This is a genomic window from Rhodococcus koreensis, from assembly GCF_017068375.1.
GTDB classification, from domain to species: Bacteria; Actinomycetota; Actinomycetes; order Mycobacteriales; family Mycobacteriaceae; genus Rhodococcus_F; species Rhodococcus_F koreensis.
In genome coordinates this window covers 2,521,292-2,542,072 of the sequence record NZ_CP070609.1, presented here as the reverse complement: position 1 = coordinate 2,542,072, position 20,781 = coordinate 2,521,292, and the positions used below count along the sequence as shown (strand labels likewise).

General features: G+C 67.8%; 23 protein-coding genes. 11 read left to right on the top strand and 12 right to left on the bottom strand.

Annotated features, from left to right (window positions below):
• Positions 1-18: 18 nt before the first annotated feature.
• On the bottom strand, positions 19-1,200 hold the full coding sequence (locus tag JWS14_RS11790; protein WP_072947177.1) for a globin domain-containing protein: 1,182 nt from the start codon (positions 1,198-1,200) through the stop codon (positions 19-21).
• 1 nt (position 1,201) lies between these two features.
• Complete coding sequence (locus JWS14_RS11785) at positions 1,202-1,675, bottom strand: RrF2 family transcriptional regulator (protein ID WP_072947176.1); 474 nt, start codon at positions 1,673-1,675, stop codon at positions 1,202-1,204.
• A gap of 248 nt (positions 1,676-1,923) precedes the next feature.
• Here JWS14_RS11785 and JWS14_RS11780 point away from each other — a divergent pair, with 248 nt between their 5' ends.
• The 3 genes from JWS14_RS11780 to JWS14_RS11770 all read left to right on the top strand — a co-directional run bounded on the left by JWS14_RS11780 (position 1,924) and on the right by JWS14_RS11770 (position 4,863).
• A complete protein-coding gene (locus tag JWS14_RS11780) occupies positions 1,924-2,808 on the top strand; it encodes a universal stress protein (RefSeq protein WP_206013216.1) in 885 nt (294 codons plus the stop codon).
• A 73-nt stretch (positions 2,809-2,881) separates the two neighbouring features.
• Positions 2,882-3,922: an LLM class F420-dependent oxidoreductase gene (locus tag JWS14_RS11775; protein WP_012689174.1), complete on the top strand. Its 1,041-nt coding sequence runs from the start codon at positions 2,882-2,884 to the stop codon at positions 3,920-3,922.
• A 50-nt stretch (positions 3,923-3,972) separates the two neighbouring features.
• Positions 3,973-4,863 carry a universal stress protein gene (locus JWS14_RS11770; protein ID WP_072947174.1) on the top strand — a complete coding sequence of 297 codons (891 nt, stop codon included), beginning with the start codon at positions 3,973-3,975 and terminating at the stop codon, positions 4,861-4,863.
• A 14-nt stretch (positions 4,864-4,877) separates the two neighbouring features.
• Here the strand turns inward: JWS14_RS11770 and JWS14_RS11765 are convergent, their stop codons facing one another.
• Complete coding sequence (locus JWS14_RS11765) at positions 4,878-5,828, bottom strand: acyl-ACP desaturase (protein WP_206013215.1); 951 nt, start codon at positions 5,826-5,828, stop codon at positions 4,878-4,880.
• A 23-nt stretch (positions 5,829-5,851) separates the two neighbouring features.
• Positions 5,852-6,715 carry a nitroreductase family protein gene (locus JWS14_RS11760; RefSeq protein ID WP_206013213.1) on the bottom strand — a complete coding sequence of 288 codons (864 nt, stop codon included), beginning with the start codon at positions 6,713-6,715 and terminating at the stop codon, positions 5,852-5,854.
• Positions 6,716-6,886: 171 nt separating this feature from the next.
• Here JWS14_RS11760 and JWS14_RS11755 point away from each other — a divergent pair, with 171 nt between their 5' ends.
• Positions 6,887-7,522, top strand: a complete 636-nt coding sequence (locus tag JWS14_RS11755) for a response regulator transcription factor (RefSeq protein ID WP_072947172.1) — start codon at positions 6,887-6,889, stop codon at positions 7,520-7,522.
• 8 nt (positions 7,523-7,530) lie between these two features.
• Here the strand turns inward: JWS14_RS11755 and JWS14_RS11750 are convergent, their stop codons facing one another.
• Entirely contained in the window at positions 7,531-9,177 is a 1,647-nt protein-coding gene (locus tag JWS14_RS11750) for a sensor histidine kinase (RefSeq protein WP_206013211.1), read from the bottom strand.
• A 117-nt stretch (positions 9,178-9,294) separates the two neighbouring features.
• On the opposite strand from JWS14_RS11750, the gene JWS14_RS11745 reads away from it, so the two are divergent.
• Entirely contained in the window at positions 9,295-9,918 is a 624-nt protein-coding gene (locus JWS14_RS11745; protein WP_206013210.1) for a Tat pathway signal protein, read from the top strand.
• Between the two features lie 12 nt (positions 9,919-9,930).
• On the opposite strand, the gene JWS14_RS11740 is transcribed toward JWS14_RS11745, so the two are convergent.
• The 5 genes from JWS14_RS11740 to JWS14_RS11720 all read right to left on the bottom strand — a co-directional run bounded on the left by JWS14_RS11740 (position 9,931) and on the right by JWS14_RS11720 (position 13,374).
• Complete coding sequence (locus JWS14_RS11740; protein ID WP_206013208.1) at positions 9,931-10,659, bottom strand: SRPBCC family protein; 729 nt, start codon at positions 10,657-10,659, stop codon at positions 9,931-9,933.
• A complete protein-coding gene (locus JWS14_RS11735) occupies positions 10,656-11,726 on the bottom strand; it encodes a tellurite resistance/C4-dicarboxylate transporter family protein (protein WP_206013206.1) in 1,071 nt (356 codons plus the stop codon). Before JWS14_RS11735 ends, JWS14_RS11740 begins: the two co-directional genes overlap by 4 nt.
• Positions 11,723-12,049 (bottom strand): cupin domain-containing protein, encoded by a 327-nt coding sequence (locus tag JWS14_RS11730; RefSeq protein ID WP_012689167.1) that lies wholly within the window; start codon positions 12,047-12,049, stop codon positions 11,723-11,725. The genes JWS14_RS11735 and JWS14_RS11730 overlap by 4 nt, the downstream gene beginning before the upstream one ends.
• Positions 12,050-12,124: 75 nt before the next feature.
• Positions 12,125-12,616, bottom strand: a complete 492-nt coding sequence (locus JWS14_RS11725; RefSeq protein ID WP_074933895.1) for a dihydrofolate reductase — start codon at positions 12,614-12,616, stop codon at positions 12,125-12,127.
• Positions 12,616-13,374: a thymidylate synthase gene (locus JWS14_RS11720; protein ID WP_236580952.1), complete on the bottom strand. Its 759-nt coding sequence runs from the start codon at positions 13,372-13,374 to the stop codon at positions 12,616-12,618. Before JWS14_RS11720 ends, JWS14_RS11725 begins: the two co-directional genes overlap by 1 nt.
• A 131-nt stretch (positions 13,375-13,505) precedes the next feature.
• Between JWS14_RS11720 and cobF the strand changes: the two genes are divergently transcribed.
• From cobF to JWS14_RS11695, 5 genes are all read left to right on the top strand, one after another.
• Positions 13,506-14,246, top strand: a complete 741-nt coding sequence (gene cobF, locus JWS14_RS11715; RefSeq protein ID WP_072947156.1) for a precorrin-6A synthase (deacetylating) — start codon at positions 13,506-13,508, stop codon at positions 14,244-14,246.
• A 55-nt stretch (positions 14,247-14,301) separates the two neighbouring features.
• Complete coding sequence (locus JWS14_RS11710) at positions 14,302-15,168, top strand: Fpg/Nei family DNA glycosylase (protein WP_072947155.1); 867 nt, start codon at positions 14,302-14,304, stop codon at positions 15,166-15,168.
• 57 nt (positions 15,169-15,225) lie between these two features.
• Complete coding sequence (gene purT / locus JWS14_RS11705; protein WP_206013205.1) at positions 15,226-16,437, top strand: formate-dependent phosphoribosylglycinamide formyltransferase; 1,212 nt, start codon at positions 15,226-15,228, stop codon at positions 16,435-16,437.
• Entirely contained in the window at positions 16,434-16,916 is a 483-nt protein-coding gene (locus tag JWS14_RS11700) for a DUF456 domain-containing protein (RefSeq protein WP_206013203.1), read from the top strand. Before purT ends, JWS14_RS11700 begins: the two co-directional genes overlap by 4 nt.
• Before the next feature lie 96 nt (positions 16,917-17,012).
• The gene (locus JWS14_RS11695; RefSeq protein WP_206013202.1) at positions 17,013-17,777 is read left to right on the top strand and encodes a hypothetical protein; all 765 of its coding nucleotides are present in this window, start codon (positions 17,013-17,015) and stop codon (positions 17,775-17,777) included.
• A 15-nt stretch (positions 17,778-17,792) separates the two neighbouring features.
• Here the strand turns inward: JWS14_RS11695 and JWS14_RS11690 are convergent, their stop codons facing one another.
• Positions 17,793-18,548, bottom strand: a complete 756-nt coding sequence (locus tag JWS14_RS11690) for an amidohydrolase family protein (RefSeq protein ID WP_072947151.1) — start codon at positions 18,546-18,548, stop codon at positions 17,793-17,795.
• 145 nt (positions 18,549-18,693) lie between these two features.
• Complete coding sequence (locus tag JWS14_RS11685) at positions 18,694-20,085, bottom strand: FAD-dependent oxidoreductase (RefSeq protein ID WP_072947150.1); 1,392 nt, start codon at positions 20,083-20,085, stop codon at positions 18,694-18,696.
• Positions 20,086-20,298: 213 nt separating this feature from the next.
• Between JWS14_RS11685 and JWS14_RS11680 the strand changes: the two genes are divergently transcribed.
• A complete protein-coding gene (locus JWS14_RS11680; protein ID WP_206013200.1) occupies positions 20,299-20,751 on the top strand; it encodes an Rv0361 family membrane protein in 453 nt (150 codons plus the stop codon).
• Positions 20,752-20,781 lie beyond the last annotated feature (30 nt).

Here is a 20,781-nt window from a genome sequence, read left to right as displayed (position 1 = left end):
ACGGCGCCGCGCCCGCAGTCACACGGTGGCCGACCAGCTGTCGGGGCCGAACACCTCGTAGTGGATGTTCTCGGCGGGCACATCCTTGGCGAGGAGCGCTTCGCGTATTCCCAGCATGAAGGGCAGCGGGCCGCACAGGTAGGCGCGGGTGCCGGGCGCGATCGTGACCTCGCCGAGGTCGGCCCGTCCCTCCCGCAGGCCGCCCACGGGACGTCGGGTGCCCAGGTCTTCGTACCAGCGGTGCATCACCGCGAACGGCAGACGTTCCACCAGTTCGGTGAGCTCCGCGCGGTGCGCGTGACTGCTGGCGGACCGGTCGGCGTGGAGCACCGAGATCGGGCGGCTGTCGTCGGTGTCGGCGAGGTGGCTGAGCATCCCGATCATCGGGGTGCACCCGATGCCCGCGGACACCAGGAGCAGCGGCGCGTCGTCGTCCTGCAGGACGAGATCGCCGAACGGCGTCGACACCGTCAAGACATCGTCTTCGAAGACATTGTGGTACAGGAAGTTCGACACCTCGCCGGCGCGTTTCACCGAGATCCTCCAGTCGCCGCGCGACGGGGCCGACGACAGGCTGTACTGGCGAATCTGGCGTGCGCCGTCCGGCAGGCGAACGGCGACGGACAGGTACTGCCCCGGAGTGAACGACGGAAGCGGCGAGCCGTCGACGGAGGTGAGCACGAACGACACCGTGTCCGCGGACTCGTGCCTGCGCTCGCGGACCCGCACGTCGCGCCACACGTCACCGGCGGCCACTCCCGCCGAGGCGTACAGTCCGGCCTCCATCGCGATCAGGGTCTCCGCCATCAGCCAGTACACCTCGTCCCAGGCGGCAGCGACCTCGGGAGTGACGGCGTCGCCGAGGACCTCGACGATGGCCGCGAACAGGTGGGTGTGCACGATCGCGTACTGGGAGGGTTCGATCCCCAGCGAGGCGTGCTTGTTGGCGATCCGCGACAGGATGAGGTCGACGCGCGCCTGATCGGGCTCGAGTTGGAGGGCGGCGAACGCGGCGATGGCGCCGGCCAGCGCCTTCTGCTGTTCGCCCTGCTTCTGGTTCCCGCGGTTGAACAGGTCTCGTTCGAGTTCGGGATGAGCGTCGAACATCTTGCGGTAGAACAGCGTCGTGATGTCCGAGATCGCGGCGCCGACCACGGGCAGGGTGGCGCGGATGACGTCCGTCGAGGTGGGCGAGAGCATGTCATTCTCCGATCGTTCGAGAAAACTGGGAAGTTGAGGTGGCCACCCGGGGGAGGGCGAGCAGCACGGTTCCGGTGGGGGTTCGGGTGAGGTCTTCGACGGTGAGGCCGTCCAGCGACTCGAAGAACGCGTTCTGCGCGCGCCGGAGCGCCGACCGGAGCAGGCACCCCGATCGCAGCGGGCACGGCTGGGCGCCGTCGCAGTCGACGACCTCCGCGTCGCCTTCGAGTCGGCGGGCGAGCCAGCCGACGGACGCGGTGCGCCCGAGTTCGGTGATGGCCAGGCCGCCGGCGCGTCCGCGGCGTGCGTCGACGATGCCGAGTTCGCCGAGTCGGGTGATCACCTTGGCGGCGTGGGTGTACGACACCGACAGTTCCTCGGCGATCGCCCGGCTACCCGGTCGTTCGCCGTCCCCGGCCACGGCCAGTCGCATGACCACCCGCAGTCCGAGGTCGGTGAACTGTGTGAGTTGCATGACCCGAATGTACTTTAATTCGCATCTTGGATACCAAATTTGTGACCGAGATCGCTCGTGATTTTCTGGGCCGAAAAAGGCAGTGGCCCAGTAATATTCGACGAGACACACGCCTCCATTTCTCATTATCGCCTAATCGGGCCGCTGCGGCTACGGCCGGAGAGCCCGAATCGATGGGGACTTAAGTCCCCACGTCGAAAGGTGAAGGGCGGCAGACGCGAAAAGGAGGCCGGGGATAGTGTGAAGCCATGAGCACACGGGACCGCAACAGCGTCGTCGTCGGCGTCGACGGATCGGACAGCTCGAAGTCCGCTGTCCGGATGGCTGCCGAACTCGCCACCGAACGTGGACTGAACCTGAAGATCATCCACGCACTCGACTTCGCTCCGTATGGGTTCGGTGGCCCGTACATGGATTCGGGCGGCGTGTACGAGTGGGTCGAGGCGAGCGGCAAGGCGATTCTCGCCGAGGCGCAGGAGCGGGCGTTCGCGGTCAATCCCATCATCGAGGTCTGCACCGAACTGTCGATCGGGAGCAGCGCTCAGTGGCTCGTCGACCTGTCCGAGAACGCCCGGATCGTGGTGGTCGGCGCGTCCGGGTCCGGGGCGGCGGCCACCGCGCTGCTCGGGAACACGGCGATCAACGTCACCAGCCACGCGCACTGCCCGGTCGTCGTGGTCCGCGGCGACGCCCACGCGGACGGGCCCGTCGTGGTCGGCGTCGACGGCAGCGCCACCAGTGAGCGGGCGATCTCGGTGGCCTTCCAGGAAGCGTCGATGCGGAATGCTCCGCTCGTGGCCGTCCACGTGTGGAGCGACCTCGGATCGAAGGCGTTCGAGGATCCGCGGGCCGCGGCCCTCGTGCCGCAGGGACTCGAGGAGGACGAACGTGCCGTCCTCGCCGAGAGCCTCGCCGGCTGGCAGGAGAAATACCCCGACGTGCGGGTCACCCGCGAGGTGTACATCGACAATCCGCGGGCACGGTTGCTCGACTGGTCGAAGAAGGCGCAACTGCTGGTCGTCGGCAGCCGGGGGCGCGGAGGATTCAAGGGGATGCTGCTCGGTTCGACCAGCAACAGCCTGGTCGGTGGTGCGCATTGCCCGGTAGTCGTCGTGAGGCCTGCACGCCCCTGAGGCGACTACGCGCAGTAGTGTTCTGGAACGAAGCAGGAACAGGTTGCAGGTAACGCCAGGATTGGGGAACGACGTGCGCATAGGTATGGGCTTGAACTACAGCGGCGGTTTCGCCGAGACGGTCGACGAGGTCGCCGACCTGGAGAAAGCCGGACTCGACATCGCGTTCGTGCCCGAGGCCTACTCGTTCGACGCGGTGAGCCAGATCGGCTACCTCGCCGCCAAGACCACCACCCTGGAACTCGCTTCGGGCATCTTCCAGATCTACACCCGCACGCCGAGCCTGACCGCGATGACGGCCGCCGGCCTCGACTTCGTGTCGGATGGGCGCTTCGTGATGGGACTCGGCGCCTCCGGTCCGCAGGTGATCGAGGGTTTCCACGGCGTCAAATACGACGCCCCGCTCGGACGCACCCGCGAGGTCGTCGAGATCTGCCGCAAGGTGTGGCGCCGCGAGAAGGTCGAGTTCCAGGGCAAGTACTACCAGATTCCGCTGCCCGCCGAGAAGGGCACCGGGCTGGGCAAGCCGCTGAAGATCATCAACCACCCTGTGCGTGACCGCATCCCGATCGTCATCGCCTCCCTCGGACCGAAGAACGTGGAGTTGACCGCCGAGATCGCCGAAGGCTGGGAACCCATCTTCTACCACCCGGAGAAGGCCGCGAGCGTATGGGGCGAGCCGCTGGCCAAGGGTAAGGCGAAGCGCGACCCGAGCCTCGGCGACCTGCAGGTCTTCGCGTCGCCCGCCCTCGCTATCGGCGACGACGTCGACCACATGCTCGACTGGGTCCGCCCCGGTCTGGCCCTGTACATCGGCGGCATGGGCGCGAAGGGCAAGAACTTCTACAACGACCTCGCGGTCCGGTACGGCTACGAGAAGGAAGCCGAGACCATCCAGGACCTCTACCTGTCGGGCAAGAAGGACGAGGCCGCAGCCGCGGTGCCGGACGACCTGGTGCGGGCCGTGTCGCTGATCGGTCCGGAGAGCTACGTCGCGGAGCGGGTGGCCGCGTTCGCCGAGTCCGGGGTCACCACGCTCACCGTCACACCGCTCGCCGCGGATCGTGCGGGTCGTGTCGCGTTGGTCGAGAAGCTCCGCAAGATCTGCGGGTAGCACCCGCACACCTCAGCAGTGCACAGCCGGAAGAATCAGGAAAGGTGACCATGACTGGAATCAAGCCGATCGTCGTGGGTGTGGACGGATCCGAGTCGGCGTCGGCCGCTGTGGCGTGGGCCGCTCGGGCCGCCGCCGCACTGTCGCTCCCGCTGCACATCGTGACAGTGGTCCACATTCCTGCCTTCTATTACACCGAGCCGTATCTGGCCGAGAGCTTCAAGGAAGAACTCGAGGACACGGCGAAGGCCCGGCTGGGCAGTGCGCGGGTGCACGCCAAGCAGACGGTGGACGAGCCGCTCGACATCACCACCGAACAGTTCGAGGCCAAGGTGAGTCAGACCCTCATCGAACTGTCCGCCAACGCGCACATGGTGGTGCTCGGCTCGCGCGGGCACGGCGAGTTCACCGGCCTGCTGATCGGTTCCACGACGTCCGCGGTCGCCGCGCACGGCCACTGCCCGCTAGTGGTCGTGCGGGGGCGCACCCTGGACGGGCAGCCGCCGACCGAGGGGCCGATCGTGGTCGGTGTCGACGGTTCGGAAAGCAGCAGGGCCGCGTTGGAAGTGGCGTTCGAGCAGGCCGCCGCCCGGGGTGCGAGCCTGGTCGCGGTCAACGTGTGGAGCGATGTGAGTGTGCAGCCGTCGCTCGGTGCCAGTCCGGACGACCCGCTGTGGAGCAGCATTCAGACGGGCGAGGAAGTGGTGCTGTCGGAGCGTCTCGCCGGGTACCAGGAGCGGTATCCGGACGTGACGGTCGAACGCGTCGTCGCGCGCGACCGCCCCGTGCGGGTGCTCAGCGAATTCGCCGAGAAGGCGCAACTGATTGTCGTGGGCAGCCGCGGCCGGGGTGGCTTCAAGGGAATGCTGCTGGGCTCCACCAGCAACGCATTGCTCCACACCGCGGACTGCCCGGTGATGATCGTCCGGCCGGACAGCTAGGTCTTCGAGGTGCGTCAGCGGGCCGCGATGCGTTCGCCGAGACGGGCCTCGCGGGCGAGTGCGCGATCCCGGGACTCCTCGAACCGGGATGCCTTGGCCTCCATGCCGTGCAGGAACGTCGCCAGCTCCTCGCGGCAGCGTTCCCCTTCCGGACCGAAATCGTTGCGCTCGAACATGTTCCACTTTCGAAGCACGGGCAGTACGACGTCGTCGAGGTGCTGGCGCAGGTCGTAGATGCCGCCCTTCGCGATCAGGACCGCATTGCGGCGGAAGTTGTGCATGCCCGCGCCGGGCATCTGGAAGTTGGTCACCACCTTGTGGATCGCGGCGATCGCCTGATCGGGAGCGATGTCCAGGGCTGCGCCGACGATGTTGCGATAGAACATCATGTGCAGGTTCTCGTCGGCCGCCACCCGGGCGAGCATGCGGTCCGCGACCGGATCACCGCATGCCTTACCCGTGTTGCGGTGCGACACCCGGGTGGCCAGTTCCTGGAACGTCACATACGACACCGAATCGAGCATCGACCCGCCGCCGGGATCGAAGCCCTGTGTCATGTGGGCCATTCGAGCATGCTCGAGCGCTACCGGGTCGACCCCTCGCGTCACGACCAGATAGTCCCGCATCACGATCGAATGCTTGTTCTCCTCCGCGGTCCACCGGCCCACCCACGTGCCCCACGCGCCGTCGAGTGAGAAGTGCTGGGCGATCTCGCGGTGATAGGACGGCAGATTGTCCTCGGTCAGCAGATTGGTGATCATCGCCGCCCGCGCGGTGTCGCTGAGCTGGGATTGTTCCGGATCCCAGTCCTCGCCGCCCAGCGCCGCGAAGTTGCGGCCGTCGTCCCACGGAACGTAGTCGTGGGGGTGCCAGTCCCTGGCCATGGCGAGGTGCCGGTTGACGTTGTCTTCCGCAACGTCCTCGAGTTCGTGCAGCAGTTCGCGGTCCGTGAGTACGCGGCTCACAATGGCGCTCCGTTTCTGTTCTGTCAGTATCCGATTCGCAGGATCAGCTGGGGATGGCCCGGCAGGTTCAGTCGATTCGCGAGCCGAGGAGCCGAGTCGTCGACGCGCAGCGGGTGGGAGAGAACGGAGGCGCCGAGCCGGGCGTCGACGGCGGTGAGCCACGCACGTTCGACCGCGATTCCGGTGCGGACCAGGTCGATCGACTCCTGCGTGTCCGATGCGAACACGAGGACGGTCTCGCTCTCGATGGCGGCGGCGAGGCGTGCCGAATCGGGGACGCCGCGGGTGACGACGGTGCGGATCGTGTCGAAAGACTCGTGACCGCCCCGCGGCAGCCAATGCGACGTCCACGGGAAGAGATCGCGCTGGTGGCCCGGATCCTGCCGAACCCGGTCGGCGGAATAGAGCAGCACGTCGGCGAGCGCGGGTGCCTCGTCCGCGGCGAGCAGGCGAGCGCAGACACCCTCCATCTCGGCCGCGTCGACGATGTCGGCGACGGTGGCCGCGGGAACCGGTATGTCGGCGAACGCCTCTCGATGACTTCGGCGGCGGGCCATGGCGGAAAAGAGCCTCAGATCGGTGCTCGACGGCGAAGCCGTCCCCACTGCGCGAACGGTTGCGACGAGTTCGGGCCGGCGCGGATCGGGCAGCAGATCGGTCTCGATCTGCCTGCCGAGTGCCCGCAACGCGAGTTCCACGTTCGTGACACCAGCGCCACACGAGATCACGCGGTCGGCGCGCGGTGTGTCCGTGAAGCCGCGGCGCTCGCTGATCTGCGCGCACGTGCCGTCCAGCCGCAGATCCCACGGCTGCGTGTCGTGGACCGACGGAGCCGAGACGATGGCGCGGGAGACCACCTCGATGTCACTGAGCGACCAGCTGTTCATCGCGACCTCCAGTAGTGGTGTCCGGGTGTTCCCCCGCATCCTCAGCCTTCCGGTCGCCGGCGTGTCCGCGCTGGGGTCGAAGGTCCCGTTGTGTGCGGGAGAGGTCCCGGATCGGTGGATACCCGGGGTGTGCGCGGTACGGTTCGATGAGTAGACGGTGGAGGTGCACACATGACCACGCGGGTGTTCCTGGTCGACGACCACGAGATCGTGCGACGAGGCCTGGTCGATCTACTCGGCAGCGTGCCCGACCTCGAGGTGGTCGGGGAGGCCGCGTCGGTCGGTGAGGCGATGGCGCGGATCCCGGGCAGCGGCGCCGACGTCGCCGTGCTCGACGTCCGGTTGCCGGACGGCAACGGTGTCGAGCTGTGCCGGGACCTGCGCGCTGCGCTGCCCGAACTGCGGTGCCTGATGCTGACGTCGTATTCCGACGACGAGGCGCTGTTCGACGCCATCATGGCCGGGGCGTCCGGATTCGTCCTGAAGCAGATCCTCGGCACCGACCTGGTGGCGGCCGTGCGGACGGTCGGGGAGGGCGGTTCGCTGCTCGACAGCAGGGCGACGTCGGCGCTGATGAACCGGATCAGGTCCGCCCGCCGGGACGACCCGCTGGCGCAACTGTCCGAGCAGGAACGCGCCGTGTTCGACCTGATCGGCGAGGGGCTCACCAACCGGGAGATCGCCGAGCGGCTCTTCCTCGCCGAGAAGACGATCAAGAACTACGTGTCGCGGCTGTTGTCCAAATTGGGGATGCAGCGGCGCACGCAGGCGGCGGTGCTGGCCACCGAGTTACGCAAAGAGCACTGACAGTTTCGTCACGTCAACGGTACCCGCCACGTGACGACGGTTCCCCCGTCGGCGGAATCGACGGTGCAGGTGCCGCCGCAGTGCTCGGCGCGCCGATCGAGATTGTCCAGTCCGCTGCGCCGGGCGCCGTCGGCGATCCCGATGCCGTCGTCCGCGACGGTGACAACGAGGTCGTCCGCGGCGGCCACCGAGATGTCGATGGTGGTGGCCCGCGCGTGCCGCAGCGCGTTGCTCAGGGCTTCGCGCAACACCGCCTCCGCGTGCGGGTGGATGCGGCTGGGCACGAGAGTGTCGATGGCGCCGGTGAACTGGACGTTCGGCGCGACCGGCGAATGGGAGGTGAGGTCGCCGATCACGTCGAGCAGGCGGCGGCGCAGACTGGTCGCCGACGCGATGCCGGTGGCCTGCAGATCGAAGATGGTGGTGCGGATCTCGCGCACCGTCCGATCGAGTTGCTCGACCGCAGTGGAGACGATGGAGCGCACGCCGTCCGGAACGTCCCCGACCGCGTGCGTGCTCTGCAGGCTCATGCCGGTGGCGAACAACCGCTGAATCACGTTGTCGTGCAGGTCGCGCGCGATCCGGTCGCGGTCGGCGAGCACCGACAGCAGACGTTGCTTGCTCTGCTGATCGGCGAACTCCACCGCGACGGCGGCGAGGTCGGCCACCGATTCGAGCCGGGCCACCTCGTCCGGATCCCACGGAGCGGTGCCGCGCGCCGTGACCACCAGGACCCCGCCGACCCCCGACGCCGTCGACAGCGGCAGCACCGCGGCCCGGCCCGCCTCGGCGGAGAACGGTGCGAGACCGTCGATCCCCGTCAGCAGTGCGGGGGTGCGGGAGCGCAGCACTGCGGCGAACGGTTCGGCCTGGGTGGCGCTTCGGAAGTTGGTGCGCAGCGGCCGCACCGTGCTGTCCGCCCCGACCACCGCGCCCTCGCCGAGCGTGACGACGATGAAGACCTCGTCACCGCTGGACAGTTCGCGTACCTCGGCGGCGAGCGTGTGCAGCGTTTCGTCGAGTGATCCGCCGACCATCAGCCGGGAGGTGATCGCCGCGACGGCCGTCAACCACCGCTCCCGCGTCCGCGATTCCTCGAACAGCCGGGAATTCTCCACCGCCACGCCTGCCGACGTCGCGAGCGCGCGCAGAATGACCTCGTCCTCGTCGGTGAACTCGGGTCCGCTGAGTTTCTCGGTGAGATAGATGCTTCCGAAAACTTTGCCCCGCATCATGATCGGCATGCCCAGAAAGCTCTTCATCGGTGGATGATTGGGCGGGAAGCCGATCGACCCCGGGTGATCGGCCAGGTTGGCGAGGCGCACCGGGCGGGGGTCGTGGACCAGCAGTCCCAGCAGCCCGCGGCCCTCGGGCAGGTGGCCCATGCGCGCACGCTCCTCCGGCGTAATGCCCTCGTAGACGAACTCCGAGAGCCCGCCGTCGGGGGCGTGGACACCGAGCGCGCCGTAGCGGGCCCCGAGGAGGGACGTGGCCGAAGTGACGATGCGCTGCAGGGTGGAATCCAGCTCCAGCCCCGACCCGACCACGAGGACCGCCTCGAACAGGCGCTGCAGACTTCGGCGGGTGGGGACCACGTCGGCGAGCCCCTCCCGGAACTCACTGATCCTCGCCTCGTGCCCACCATCCGATCCCATGCCAGCAGCATAGGTCTGAGGGACGCGTAACACCGCGAACCACGGCGTCGATAAGAGCTCGAGTGTTTACTCATCCGAACTAATGCTTACCCATTGACGTGACGAGGGAGAAGAAGAATGAATCGACGGCACTTCGCACGACGTATCGCGGCAGGTCTGACCGCTGCAGTGGCAGCGACGATGATGTTCACCGGTGTCGTGTCGGCGCAGCCCGCAGATTCCGCTCCCGTCGTCGACCCGGCGACCGCGATCACGAAGCTGCGCACCGTGGCCGCCGGAAACCCCGAGGCGGAGGCCGCCATCGAGCGACTTGCCGCATCCCCGACCGACACGGCGGCGACGAACATCGCCCTGCCGGGTCAGATCTTCCAGGTCCCGGCGTACTCCGACACCGGGCAGGGCGGTCCCGTTCTCGGACAGCTGTACGGAGCGGGCGTGGCGACCAACATGAGCAACCAGTTCCGCTTCGGATTCTTCGGCGGACCGGGCGTCATCGCGAACGACCAGACCGGCGCCGAACTCGACGTCGTGTACTACAGCTTCGCCACCGGTGCCAGCGGCATCGTGAAGCTGGACCAGAACAACGTCGCGGTTCCCACTGTCGTCTCCACTCCGCCGGTCGCCGGGCTCGGCAGCGGTCTCGTCGTGGCGGCCGTGTACGGCTCGCTGAACCACCAGGTGGGGCCGAACGTCGTCAAGAGCACGATCTGGTGGCCCACACTGGGCACCGTGCTCGCCTGACCGGTCGAGAACTCAGGTGGCAGGTTCGGCCCCCGGCCGGGCCTGCCACCACTCCGTCCAGCGCTGCTCGAGTTCGGCCCACTCCTCGTCGTCCAGGCCGTAGGCGGCCAGGAGGATCTGCGCACCGCCGTTCGGACGCGCCGCGTTGACGGGCTGCTCGCCGAACTGCAACAGTCCGGGGCCGAGATCGTCGACGCTCACCGCGGTCTGGTGCTCGCCGACGAAACACACCACCCCGTGCAGCAGGTCGCCCGTGTCGGCGACCGCGGTGAAGTGATCGCCCACCGTCAGGCCCGCGAGCTTGTCGAGGCCGAGCAGGTGCCGCGCCGAATCTCCGTCCGCGACCGGGCCTTGCAGAAACAGTGTGCGACGCTCGTCGAGTCCGTGCCGTTCGATGCCGAACTTGAGGAACTGCAGAAACGTGGTCCAGCCCTCGGTGACGTCGTCGTACCAGTCGTCGGCGGCGGGATCGGCGCCCCGGGGCGGCCGGGTGATCCGCACCAGCGTGGTGCCGTCGAGCTCGTGGAGGCTGAACCGGTCGGCGCCGCCGAGGGCGAGGATGAAGGCCTCGGCGTCCTCCGTCACGTCGTCGCCGAAGTAGATTTCCCTGATCTCGTCGTCCAGGCCCTCGCAGTCCCAGCCGTGCCAGCGGCGAAGCAACTCCGGGTCGCGCAGGGCAGGCCATACGACCGACGGCGCCGCAGCCACCGATACCTCGATCACGGGTGGGGTTTCCGTCATGCGCTCTCCTGCGTCTCCACTGTTGCCGGTCCGACCTGCACCACCGACCGCCAGAGATGCACCACCATGACGACGAACGCCACGCACCACACGGTGAATGCACACCACAGTTCGGCACTACCGACCATACCGACGAGCGGGATGTGATCCGCCCGGCCCAGGTAGATGCCGGCGACCGCGTACATGCCGAGGGGGAAGACGATGCTCCACACGGTGGCGTCGTAGCGCAGCGGCACCTTGTTGGTGATGTGACGCCACCATCCGGCGGCCACCAGGACCGGGATGAGCCAGGTCGCGAACGCCCAGAACACCACCGCGAATCCGCCGATGAGCCCACGTGTGGCGTTCACCATCGGCGCGTCCTCCATCTCGACGATGCGGGCGCCGGCCAGGACGGTGATCGCACACGCACCCATCGCCACCCAGTACGGCGCCGTGAGGTCGCGCGGCCGCAGCGGATACAGCAACATCCGTGCGGCGACGAAGATCCCCGCCGCGCCGTACAGGCACACCCCGATCGACCAGGTGAAGACGGCGACCACGGCCAGGAACCGGCGGGCGCCGTCGTACACCGGTTCGAGGGTCGCGGCGGCCACGGCCACCGACTGGGCGGCGACCACCCAGATGAACCAGGTTCCATTGGCACGTGCCACCACCGGACGTTCGGACGTGCCCAGGACGGCGGTCCACGGGACGACGTAGCCGAGCACGATCCAGGTCAGCCCGGCGACGGTGAGCAGCACCGCGGTGGCAGCGTGGTGGCCGTCCATCGCCAGGCGCACGCCGAACACATCGGTCCCGGCGATGAACGTGAAGAAACCGAATCCGCGGCTCGCGTCCGTCAGGTCGTCGACGACCTGACGGCGATACGCCGCGATCCGCCAGATCGTGAGGATCACCAGCGTCACGTAGGCCGCGGCGCAGACGATGAACAGCAGAACCGAGAGCACGTCGAATCCGCCCAGTTTCATGCCCACCGAGATGATCCCGCTGGCCATGACGATCGCGAAGTAGCCCGGGTTCAGGCTCCGAACGGAATCCTCGAGACGATCGCGCACGACCGTCACATGGCGACGGTGAGCAGGAACGCGACATCCTCGATGGCCTCGACGCTGTGCCGGTCCGTCGGGAGGACCAGCAGATCGCCGGTGGAACCCTTCCACGAGTCCTCGCCGGCCACGAGGTTCAGTTTGCCGCTGAGAATGAACAGGGTGGCCTCGCCCGGGCTCTCGTGTTCGGCCATCTTCTGACCCGCGGCCAGGGCGACGACGGTCTGCCGGAGGCTACGTCGATGCCCGCCGTACACGGTCTGCGAACTGCGGCCGCTGGACGTCCCGCCTGCCAACTTCAGTTGCTGACGGGCAAGGGCGGTCAGTGACTTCTTGTCCATGCTGTGAGTATGAACCACTGCGCCCATCGTCACCCGTCGAATCGGGTAACGGTGCGGTGGCAAACAGGTGGCCGGTCAGCGCCGGGTGTAGGTGATCCAGCGGTACCGGGTGCCGTCCTTCGCCGACGTGAGCCACTCACCGGTGTCCTGTGCGTGCCAGGACTCGTCGATGGGGGGTGCCCAGGCGTCGCCGTCGATCGTCACGTCGATCTCGGAGACCAGCAGCTGCGTGGCGAACGGCATTGCCGCCGTGTAGATCTGGCCGCCGCCGATGACGCAGACGTCCTCGTCGGTGAGCGCGAGCGCCGAGGCGATGCCGTCGGCGGACTCCGCCCCCTCCGCAGCCCAGTCGGGCTGACGGCTGATCACGATGTTGCGCCGACCCGGCAGGGGCCGGAATCGCGGGGGCAGCGAGTCCCACGTCCTGCGGCCCATGATCACGGGGTGGCCCTGCGTCACCTTCTTGAAGTACGCCATGTCCTCGGGGACGTGCCACGGGATCGTGTTGTCGCGACCGATGACGCCGCCGACACCCTGCGCCCAGACCAGCTTGACCTCGCGGGCCACTAGACGGCCACCGGCGCCTTGATGGCCGGATGGTGCCGGTAGTCGACGATCTCCACGTCCTCGAACGTGTAGTCGAAGATCGAATCCCGCCGGTTCAGTTTCAGCGTCGGATACGGCAACGGCTCCCGGCTCAACTGCTCGGTGACCTGGTCGACGTGGTTGTCGTAGATGTGGCAGTCGCCGCCTGTCCAGATGAAGTCGCCCGGTTCGAGCCCGGCCTGCTGCGCCACCATGTGGGTGAGGAGCGCGTAACTTGCGATGTTGAACGGCACGCCCAGGAACATGTCGGCGCTGCGCTGGTACAACTGGCACGACAGCTTGCCGTCCGCGACGTAGAACTGGAAGAACGCGTGGCACGGCGCCAGCGCCATCTGCGGGATGTCGCCGACGTTCCACGCCGACACGATGATGCGACGCGAATCCGGGTTCGACTTCAGTGTCTCGATGGTCTGGCTGATCTGATCGATGTGCTCGCCGGACGGGGTCGGCCAGCTGCGCCACTGCACGCCGTAGACCGGGCCAAGTTCGCCGTCCGCGTCTGCCCACTCGTCCCAGATCGTGACGCCGTTGTCCTGGAGCCACTTCACGTTGGAATCGCCGCGCAGGAACCACAGCAGTTCGTACACGATCGACTTGAGGTGCACCTTCTTCGTGGTGATCAACGGAAACCCGTCCGCGAGGTTCCAGCGCATCTGATGCCCGAAGACGCTCTTCGTGCCGGTCCCGGTGCGGTCGGCCTTCGGGGTGCCCGTGTCCATGACGAGTCGGAGCAGGTCTTCGTACGGGGTCGGCACAGATGTCACGGTACGAGCATAGGCGGCTCCGCCACCCGTGCGCCTTTCCGGTAGCTGGAGCAACCGGAAAGGCGCACGAGCGTTAGCCTCGCCACATGCGTGAACTCTTCGTGATCGGAATCGGCGCCGGCGACCCCGACCAGGTGACGGTCCAGGCGATCAAGGCGATGAACAAGGCGGACGTGTTCTTCGTCATCGGCAAGGGCGACGAGAAGCAGGACCTCGTCGATCTCCGCACCGGCATCCTCGAGGAGCACGTCGCCGGCCCGTACCGCGTCGTGGACATCGTCGACCCGCCCCGCGACCGCACGCCGTCCGACTACGAGGGTGTCGTCGACGACTGGCACGAGCGCCGGGCGGCGCTGTTCGAGGCCGAGTTCGCGTCGGAGCCGGGGGTCGGGGCGATCCTGGTCTGGGGCGACCCGTCGCTGTACGACAGCACGCTGCGGATCGTCGAGCGGGTGCTCGCCCGCGGCAACGTGTCGTTCGACTACTCGGTGATCCCGGGCGTGACCAGCGTGCAGTCGCTGGCCGCCCAGCATCGGATCGTGCTCAACCGGATCGGCGAACCCGTCCACGTCACCACCGGACGCCGCCTCGCCGAGGGGCTGCCCGACGGCGTCGACAACGCGGTGGTCATGCTCGATGCCCACTGCACGTTCACGCAGGTCCCCGGCGACGACGTCCAGATCTGGTGGGGCGCCTACCTGGGCACCCCCGACGAGGTGCTGATCTCCGGTCGCCTCCGCGACGTCGAGGACGAGATTCAGCGGGTGCGCGCCGAACTGCGCGAACGCAAGGGCTGGATCATGGACACCTACCTCCTCCGCAGGTGAGTGCGAAAGTGTGGAGGAGCACACTTTCCCGCTCACATGCCGTTAGCCTGGGAACATGCCCGAGCTGCCCGAGGTGGAGGCGTTAGCCGAGTTCCTGCGTGAACACGCCGTGGGAGCGGTCGTGGGCCGGGTGGACGTGGCGGCCCTGAGCGTGCTGAAGACGTTCGACCCCCCGATCACCGCCCTGCAGGGCCGCGACGTCACGGGTGCCGCCCGGTTCGGCAAGCACCTCGCGCTCGACTGCTCCGGGTTGTGGCTCGTCACCCACCTGTCGCGTGGGGGCTGGCTGCGCTGGACCGACAACCCGTCTGTTGCGCCGCCGAAACCGGGCAAGGGCCCACTGGCGCTGCGGGTGCACTTCTTCACCCCGGAGGGCGCGACGCCGGCGTTCGACCTGACCGAGGCTGGCACGAAGAAGCGGCTCGCGGTGTGGCTGGTGCACGACCCGCAGGAGGTGGAGGGGATAGCCCGGCTCGGGCCCGATGCCCTCGCCGTCACCGAACCCGAGTTCGCGGCGCTGCTGTCCACCACGTCGGCGCGGATCAAGAACGCGCTCGTCGACCAGTCGCTGCTCGCCGGCGTCGGCAACGCCTACTCCGACGAAATCCTGCACACCGCAAAGATTTCCCCGTTCGCGACGTCACGCACCCTGCCGGAAGACCAGGTGCACGTGCTGTACGACGCGATGCGTTCCGTGCTCACCGACGCCGTCGACAGGTCGCTCGGCCAGGACGCGGCACGGCTGAAGGGGGAGAAGCGGTCCGGGATGCGCGTCCATGCCCGAACCGGTCTGCCCTGCCCCGTCTGCGGTGACACCGTGCGAGAAGTGTCGTTCGCGGAGAAGTCTTTTCAGTACTGCGCGACGTGCCAGACCGGAGGCAAGGTGCTCGCCGACCGCCGGATGTCGCGGCTGCTGAAGTAGGCGCTGGTGCGAAACCGTGCCCGCATAGAGAAACTGTGCCCGCATATAGTTGTGACTATGCGTGAACAGGCACCCGGACGGTTCGGTACCCCTCTGACGGCAGGCGCGACCCGCGTCATGCTGCTCGGGTCGGGTGAGCTGGGCAAGGAGGTGATCATCGCCCTCCAGCGGCTGGGGGTCGAGGTGATCGCCGTCGACCGCTACGACAAGGCGCCGGGCCATCAGGTGGCGCACCGCGCGCATACGATCGACATGAGCGACCCGGAGGCGCTGCTTCGGCTCGTCGACGCCGAGAAGCCGCATTTCGTGGTGCCCGAGATCGAGGCCATCGCCACCGATGCGCTGGCCACGGTCGAGGAGCGCGGCGTCGCGGTCGTGGTGCCCACCGCGCGGGCGACGCAGCTGACCATGAACCGCGAGGGAATCCGGCGGCTCGCGGCGGAGGAACTGGGACTGCCCACGTCGCCGTACGAGTTCGCAGAATCGCTCGAGGAGGTCCGGGCGGCGACCGGACGCATCGGCTTTCCCTGCGTGATCAAGCCGGTGATGTCTTCGTCCGGCAAGGGGCAGTCCACGGTGCGTGCCGCCGACGACGTCGAGAAGGCCTGGGACTACGCGCTCGCGGGCGGCCGCGTCAATTACGGCCGCGTCATCGTGGAGGGGTTCGTCGACTTCGACTACGAGATCACCCAACTCACCGTCCGGGCGATCGGCTCCGACGGCGAGGTGGGCACCTTCTTCTGCGAGCCGATCGGGCACCTGCAGGATTCGGGTGACTACGTGGAGTCGTGGCAGCCGCAACCGATGAGCGACACGGCGCTCGCCCGCTCGCGCGAGGTGGCGGAGAAGGTGACGTCGGCGCTGGGCGGCCGCGGGATCTTCGGGGTGGAACTGTTCGTGAAGGGTGACGACGTGTATTTCTCGGAGGTCAGCCCCCGCCCGCACGACACGGGACTGGTCACCCTTCGGACGCAACGACTCTCGGAGTTCGAACTGCATGCCCGTGCGATCCTCGGGTTGCCCGTCGACACCACCCTCACGACACCCGGTGCGTCCGCGGTGATCTACGGAAAACTGGATGCCGCCGGGATCGGCTTCGAGGGTGTCGCCGACGCGATGGCCGTCCCCGAGACCGACCTGCGGCTGTTCGGCAAGCCGGAGAGCTTCGCGCGGAGGCGGATGGGCGTCGCCGTGTCCACGGGGCCGGACGTCGAGACCGCCCGCAGCCGTGCGCGGGAGGCGGCGTCCCGCGTCGAGCCCGTCGCGTGAGTCCGGGCGCAGAAGTCCTCGTCGGCCTGGCCATCGTGGTCGGGCTCGTCGGGATCGTCATCCCGATCCTGCCCGGCACGATCCTCATCTTCGCCGCAATCCTGGTGTGGGCCATCATGACCGGCGGTGCGACGGCGTGGACGGTGTTCGCGGTCGCCACGCTGTTCCCCGTGATCAGCGGTGTCGTCAAATACACCTGGCCCGGCAAGCGGATGCGCAGCGCCGGCGTGCCCAACGTGTCGCTGATCGTCGGTGGGCTGCTCGGGATCGTGGGGTTCTTCGTCGTTCCCGTGGTGGGACTGTTTCTCGGGTTCATCGCGGGAACGTATGTGGGCGAGCTGTACCGGTTGCGTGCCCACAACCGGGCGTGGGCGTCGACGTGGCACGCGTGCAAGGCCGTCGGACTGTCGATGCTGATCGAACTGCTCGGCGCCCTGATCGCGTCGGGGGTGTGGCTGACCGCGGTGGTCGCGACGTAGGTCGCCGAAATCGTCGCCGGGGGTATCCAGGAGCGACCTCCACCTGCGATGATGAAATGCGGATGTTGATCTTCCCGGCTAGCGGAGGAATGCGCCGTGAACAAGAAGACGACCTGGATCCTGGCCCCGCTCGCTGCCGCGACCCTCGCACTGAGTGGCTGCGGCAACGACTCGTCCGACTCGTCCGCGCCGAGCGCCACCAGCGCCGCGGAGGCCACGAGCAGCGGCGCAGCGGCGCCCGCGTCGAACATGATGGAGAAGATTCCGTCGCCCTTCGTGATGACCCCGCAGATGGACCCGACCTATGTCGGGTCGGTCGACGGATCCGACGCATACGTTGCGCTGGCCAGGTCGGGGAACGACATGGTCGCCTTCCTGTGCGACGGGGACCAGATGTGGACGTGGATGACCGGCACCATGGAGGGTGACAAAGCGACGCTGTCTTCGCCGGACGGGGCGACGCTCACCGCGTCGATGAGCAACGGCACCGTGACGGGGCAGGTCAGCGCGCCGGGCATGCCCGACAAGGCGTTCACCGCTAAACCTGTCGCCGCGGAGGACGGGCTGTTCCGGGCCACCACCAACCACGACGGCACCGACTACACCCTCGGCTGGATCATGACCCCCGACGGCGTCCGCGGGCTGGAACGGCAGGCCAACGGCTCGACCACCGGTGGCATCGCCGTCGACCGGAACGGCGACGACATGGACGACCGGCAGCGGGAGCGGCGGCAGGAGCGCCGCGAACAGCTGGACTGCGATCAGATGCAGAACTACAACACGTGGCTGGTGTCGCAGCCGCAGACGCCGCCGGTGGCCGAGATGGTGTCGATGAACAGCGTGCAGATGGAAGGCTGCTGACGAGGGGCCTGCGTGCTAGCAGCGTCCGTCCGGAGTGTCGCAGCGGTACCACGCACGCGCGTTGCCGCCCATGACCTTGTCGAAGTCGTCGCCGACGGCGTCCGCCACGATGTCGATGTCGCTGTCCTGGAACACTCTTCGGGATCGGCTGCCCGGTAGGTCGGTGCCGAACATCAGCGCCTCGGGGTTGACGGCGTGGATCTTGCGCAGCACGTCGCCGACGTTCTCGATGGTGGTCCGCCCGAACCCGGTGGCCTTCACCCGGACTCCCCGGTCGACGAGATCGAGGAGGTACGGCAGGCCCCGCGTCGACATCCCCAGATGGTCGATGCACACGGCGGGCAGTTTGGCGAACACCGGCTCGAGCGACAGCAGCAGGGTGGCGTCCACGTAGAACTCGGCGTGCCAGCCGGCCAGCTCGTACGCCCGCAGGGCCTGTTTGGTGAGGAGCTTCACGTCGGTCGCGCTGCGCCGAAGGTTGAACCGGACGGCCCGGACCCCGGCGCGGTCGAGTTCGAGGATGCTCTCGTCGGTGGTGTCGAGTTCCATCTGGGTGACGCCCACCCAGCTGGGGCCGAGCTCCTCGAGCGCGGCTTTCAGGTAATTCTGATCGGTGCCCTGGTACGAGGCCGTGACGACGGCGCCGCCGTCCACGCCGAAGCCTGCCGTGCGGGCGCGGTAGTCGGCGACGGTGAACGGCTCCGGAAGGTAGCCGTGGTTCTCGACCACCGGGAACCGGGGATCGATGATGTGAACGTGGGCGTCAAACACGACTCATATCCTGCCTTCTGCGGGCGACGGCGCGGGGCATCGCGTCAGCAACCGGGGTGAGCCTCGCGGCCATCCGGAGACACCTGGTCCGAGACGACGGAAGGGAACCTCCCGCGGGAGGTTCCCTTCGCACCGAGTCGGAAGATCAGGCCTTGTCGGGCTCGCTGGCCTTGAGCATGTCCTCACGCTCGACGACCTTGATCCGCTCGCGGCCCTCGGGCTCGCCCAGGCTGCGCTCGTGCGCGTCGAGGCGGTACCAGCCCTGCCAGGTGGTGTAGGGGACCTGCTTGCCCTCGAGGAACTCGATGATCGCGTCCTCGCCCGGGTTCGCGGGCTCGGGGAAGCCGGTCCGGTCCTCGAGCAGGTTCGCGACGGTCTCGTTCGCGTCGCCCTTGGTGTGTCCGATCAGGCCGACCGGGCCGCGCTTGATCCAGCCGGTGACGTAGGTGGCCGGCATGAACCGGGCGTTGCCCTCGGCGGTGTCGTCGGCGATGACGCGTCCGGCCTCGTTCGGGACGGTGCCCGCCTGCTCGTCGAACGGCAGCTTCGCGATGTTCTGCGACAGGTAACCCACGGCGCGGTACACGGCCTGGACGTCCCAGTCGTTGAACTTGCCGGTGCCCTTGACGTTGCCGGTGCCGTCCAGCTGGGTGCGCTCGGTGCGCAGACCGACGACCTTGCCGTCCTCGCCGAGCACCTCGGTGGGCGACTCGAAGAAGTGCAGGAACAGCTTGTGCGGGCGGTTGCCCACGTCGCGGATGGCCCAGTCCTGCAGGGTGTTGGCGACCATGTCGACCTGCTTGGAGTTGCGGCGCGCCTGCTCGGAGCCCTCGTCGTAGTCGATGTCCTCGGGATCGACGATGACCTCGATCGTCGGCGAGTGATCGAGTTCACGCAGCTCGAGGGGGGTGAACTTGGCCTGCGCCGGTCCGCGGCGACCGAACACGTGGACCTCGACGGCCTTGTTGGCCTTGAGTCCCTCGTAGACGTTGGCGGGGATCTCCGTCGGCAGCAGTTCGTCGCCGGTCTTGGCGAGGACGCGCGCGATGTCGAGGGCGACGTTGCCGACACCGAGGACGGCGACCTTCTCGGCCTCGAGGGGCCAGGTGCGCGGGACGTCGGGGTGGCCGTCGTACCAGGAGACGAAGTCGGCGGCGCCGTAGCTGCCGTCGAGTTCGATGCCCGGGATGTTGAGGGCGCGGTCGGCGTTGGCGCCGGTGGAGAAGATCACCGCGTCGTAGAAGCTGTGCAGGTCTTCGAGGGTGATGTCGCTGCCGTAGTCGATGTTGCCCAGCAGGCGGACCGACGGCTTGTCGAGCACCTTGTGCAGGGCGGTGATGATGCCCTTGATGCGCGGGTGGTCGGGGGCGACGCCGTACCGGATCAGACCGAAGGGGGCAGGCATCCGCTCGAAGAGGTCGATGCTGATCCCGCCGTCAGACGCGGCATCGGATTTCATGAGTGCGTCGGCTGCGTAGATACCGGCGGGGCCGGCACCCACGATCGCAACGCGCAACGGACGTGTCTGATCAGTCATCTGGAGCGAACTACCTTCTGAAGGGCGGACAACGAAACCTCAGCTTAAATTAAGCCCAGCCTAATCGGGTGGCCGAGGTGCAGCAGACAGGGCAAAGCCCATTCTCGGGACTCACGCCTGTAGAGGGTAGTCGCCTCCGCGTTGGGGGGTCACAAACACGATTTGTAGGGGCAGCTCTATACACTCGTGGCCAGCCGAGATCGAAGGGAAGTCATGTCCGGTTCGAGCGAATCGCCTCAGCACGACGTGGGAGGCGCGGAAGATTCGGTGGATCCCCGGCGCATCACGGCGGTGCCGTTCATCGCCGCCGTCACCGTCATCGTCGTCATCCTCGTCGCCATCGTGGTGTCCAGCATGCTCTCGCCCGCCGACGAGAACGTCACGGAAGCGGACCGCATCAACCGTTCGGTCGCCGACTTCATCCAGGCCCACAACCACGACGACGCCGATCTGCAGAAGACGCTGGTCTGCCCGACGTGGTCCGACGACCGGTCCGTGCTCCGGGGCAGGGAAGGCGACGTCACGCTGCAGGGCGTCGAGTCGTCCGAGGTCAACGGCGACCGTGCCCGGGCAGAGGTCCGGGTCAGCGCCGACGACGGCAAGGGCGAGACGACGGATACCTGGCAATTGACGCGGGACGGCGAGACATGGGTCGTCTGCAACTGACCGTTGCCCGGAAGGGCGCACAGAACAGGG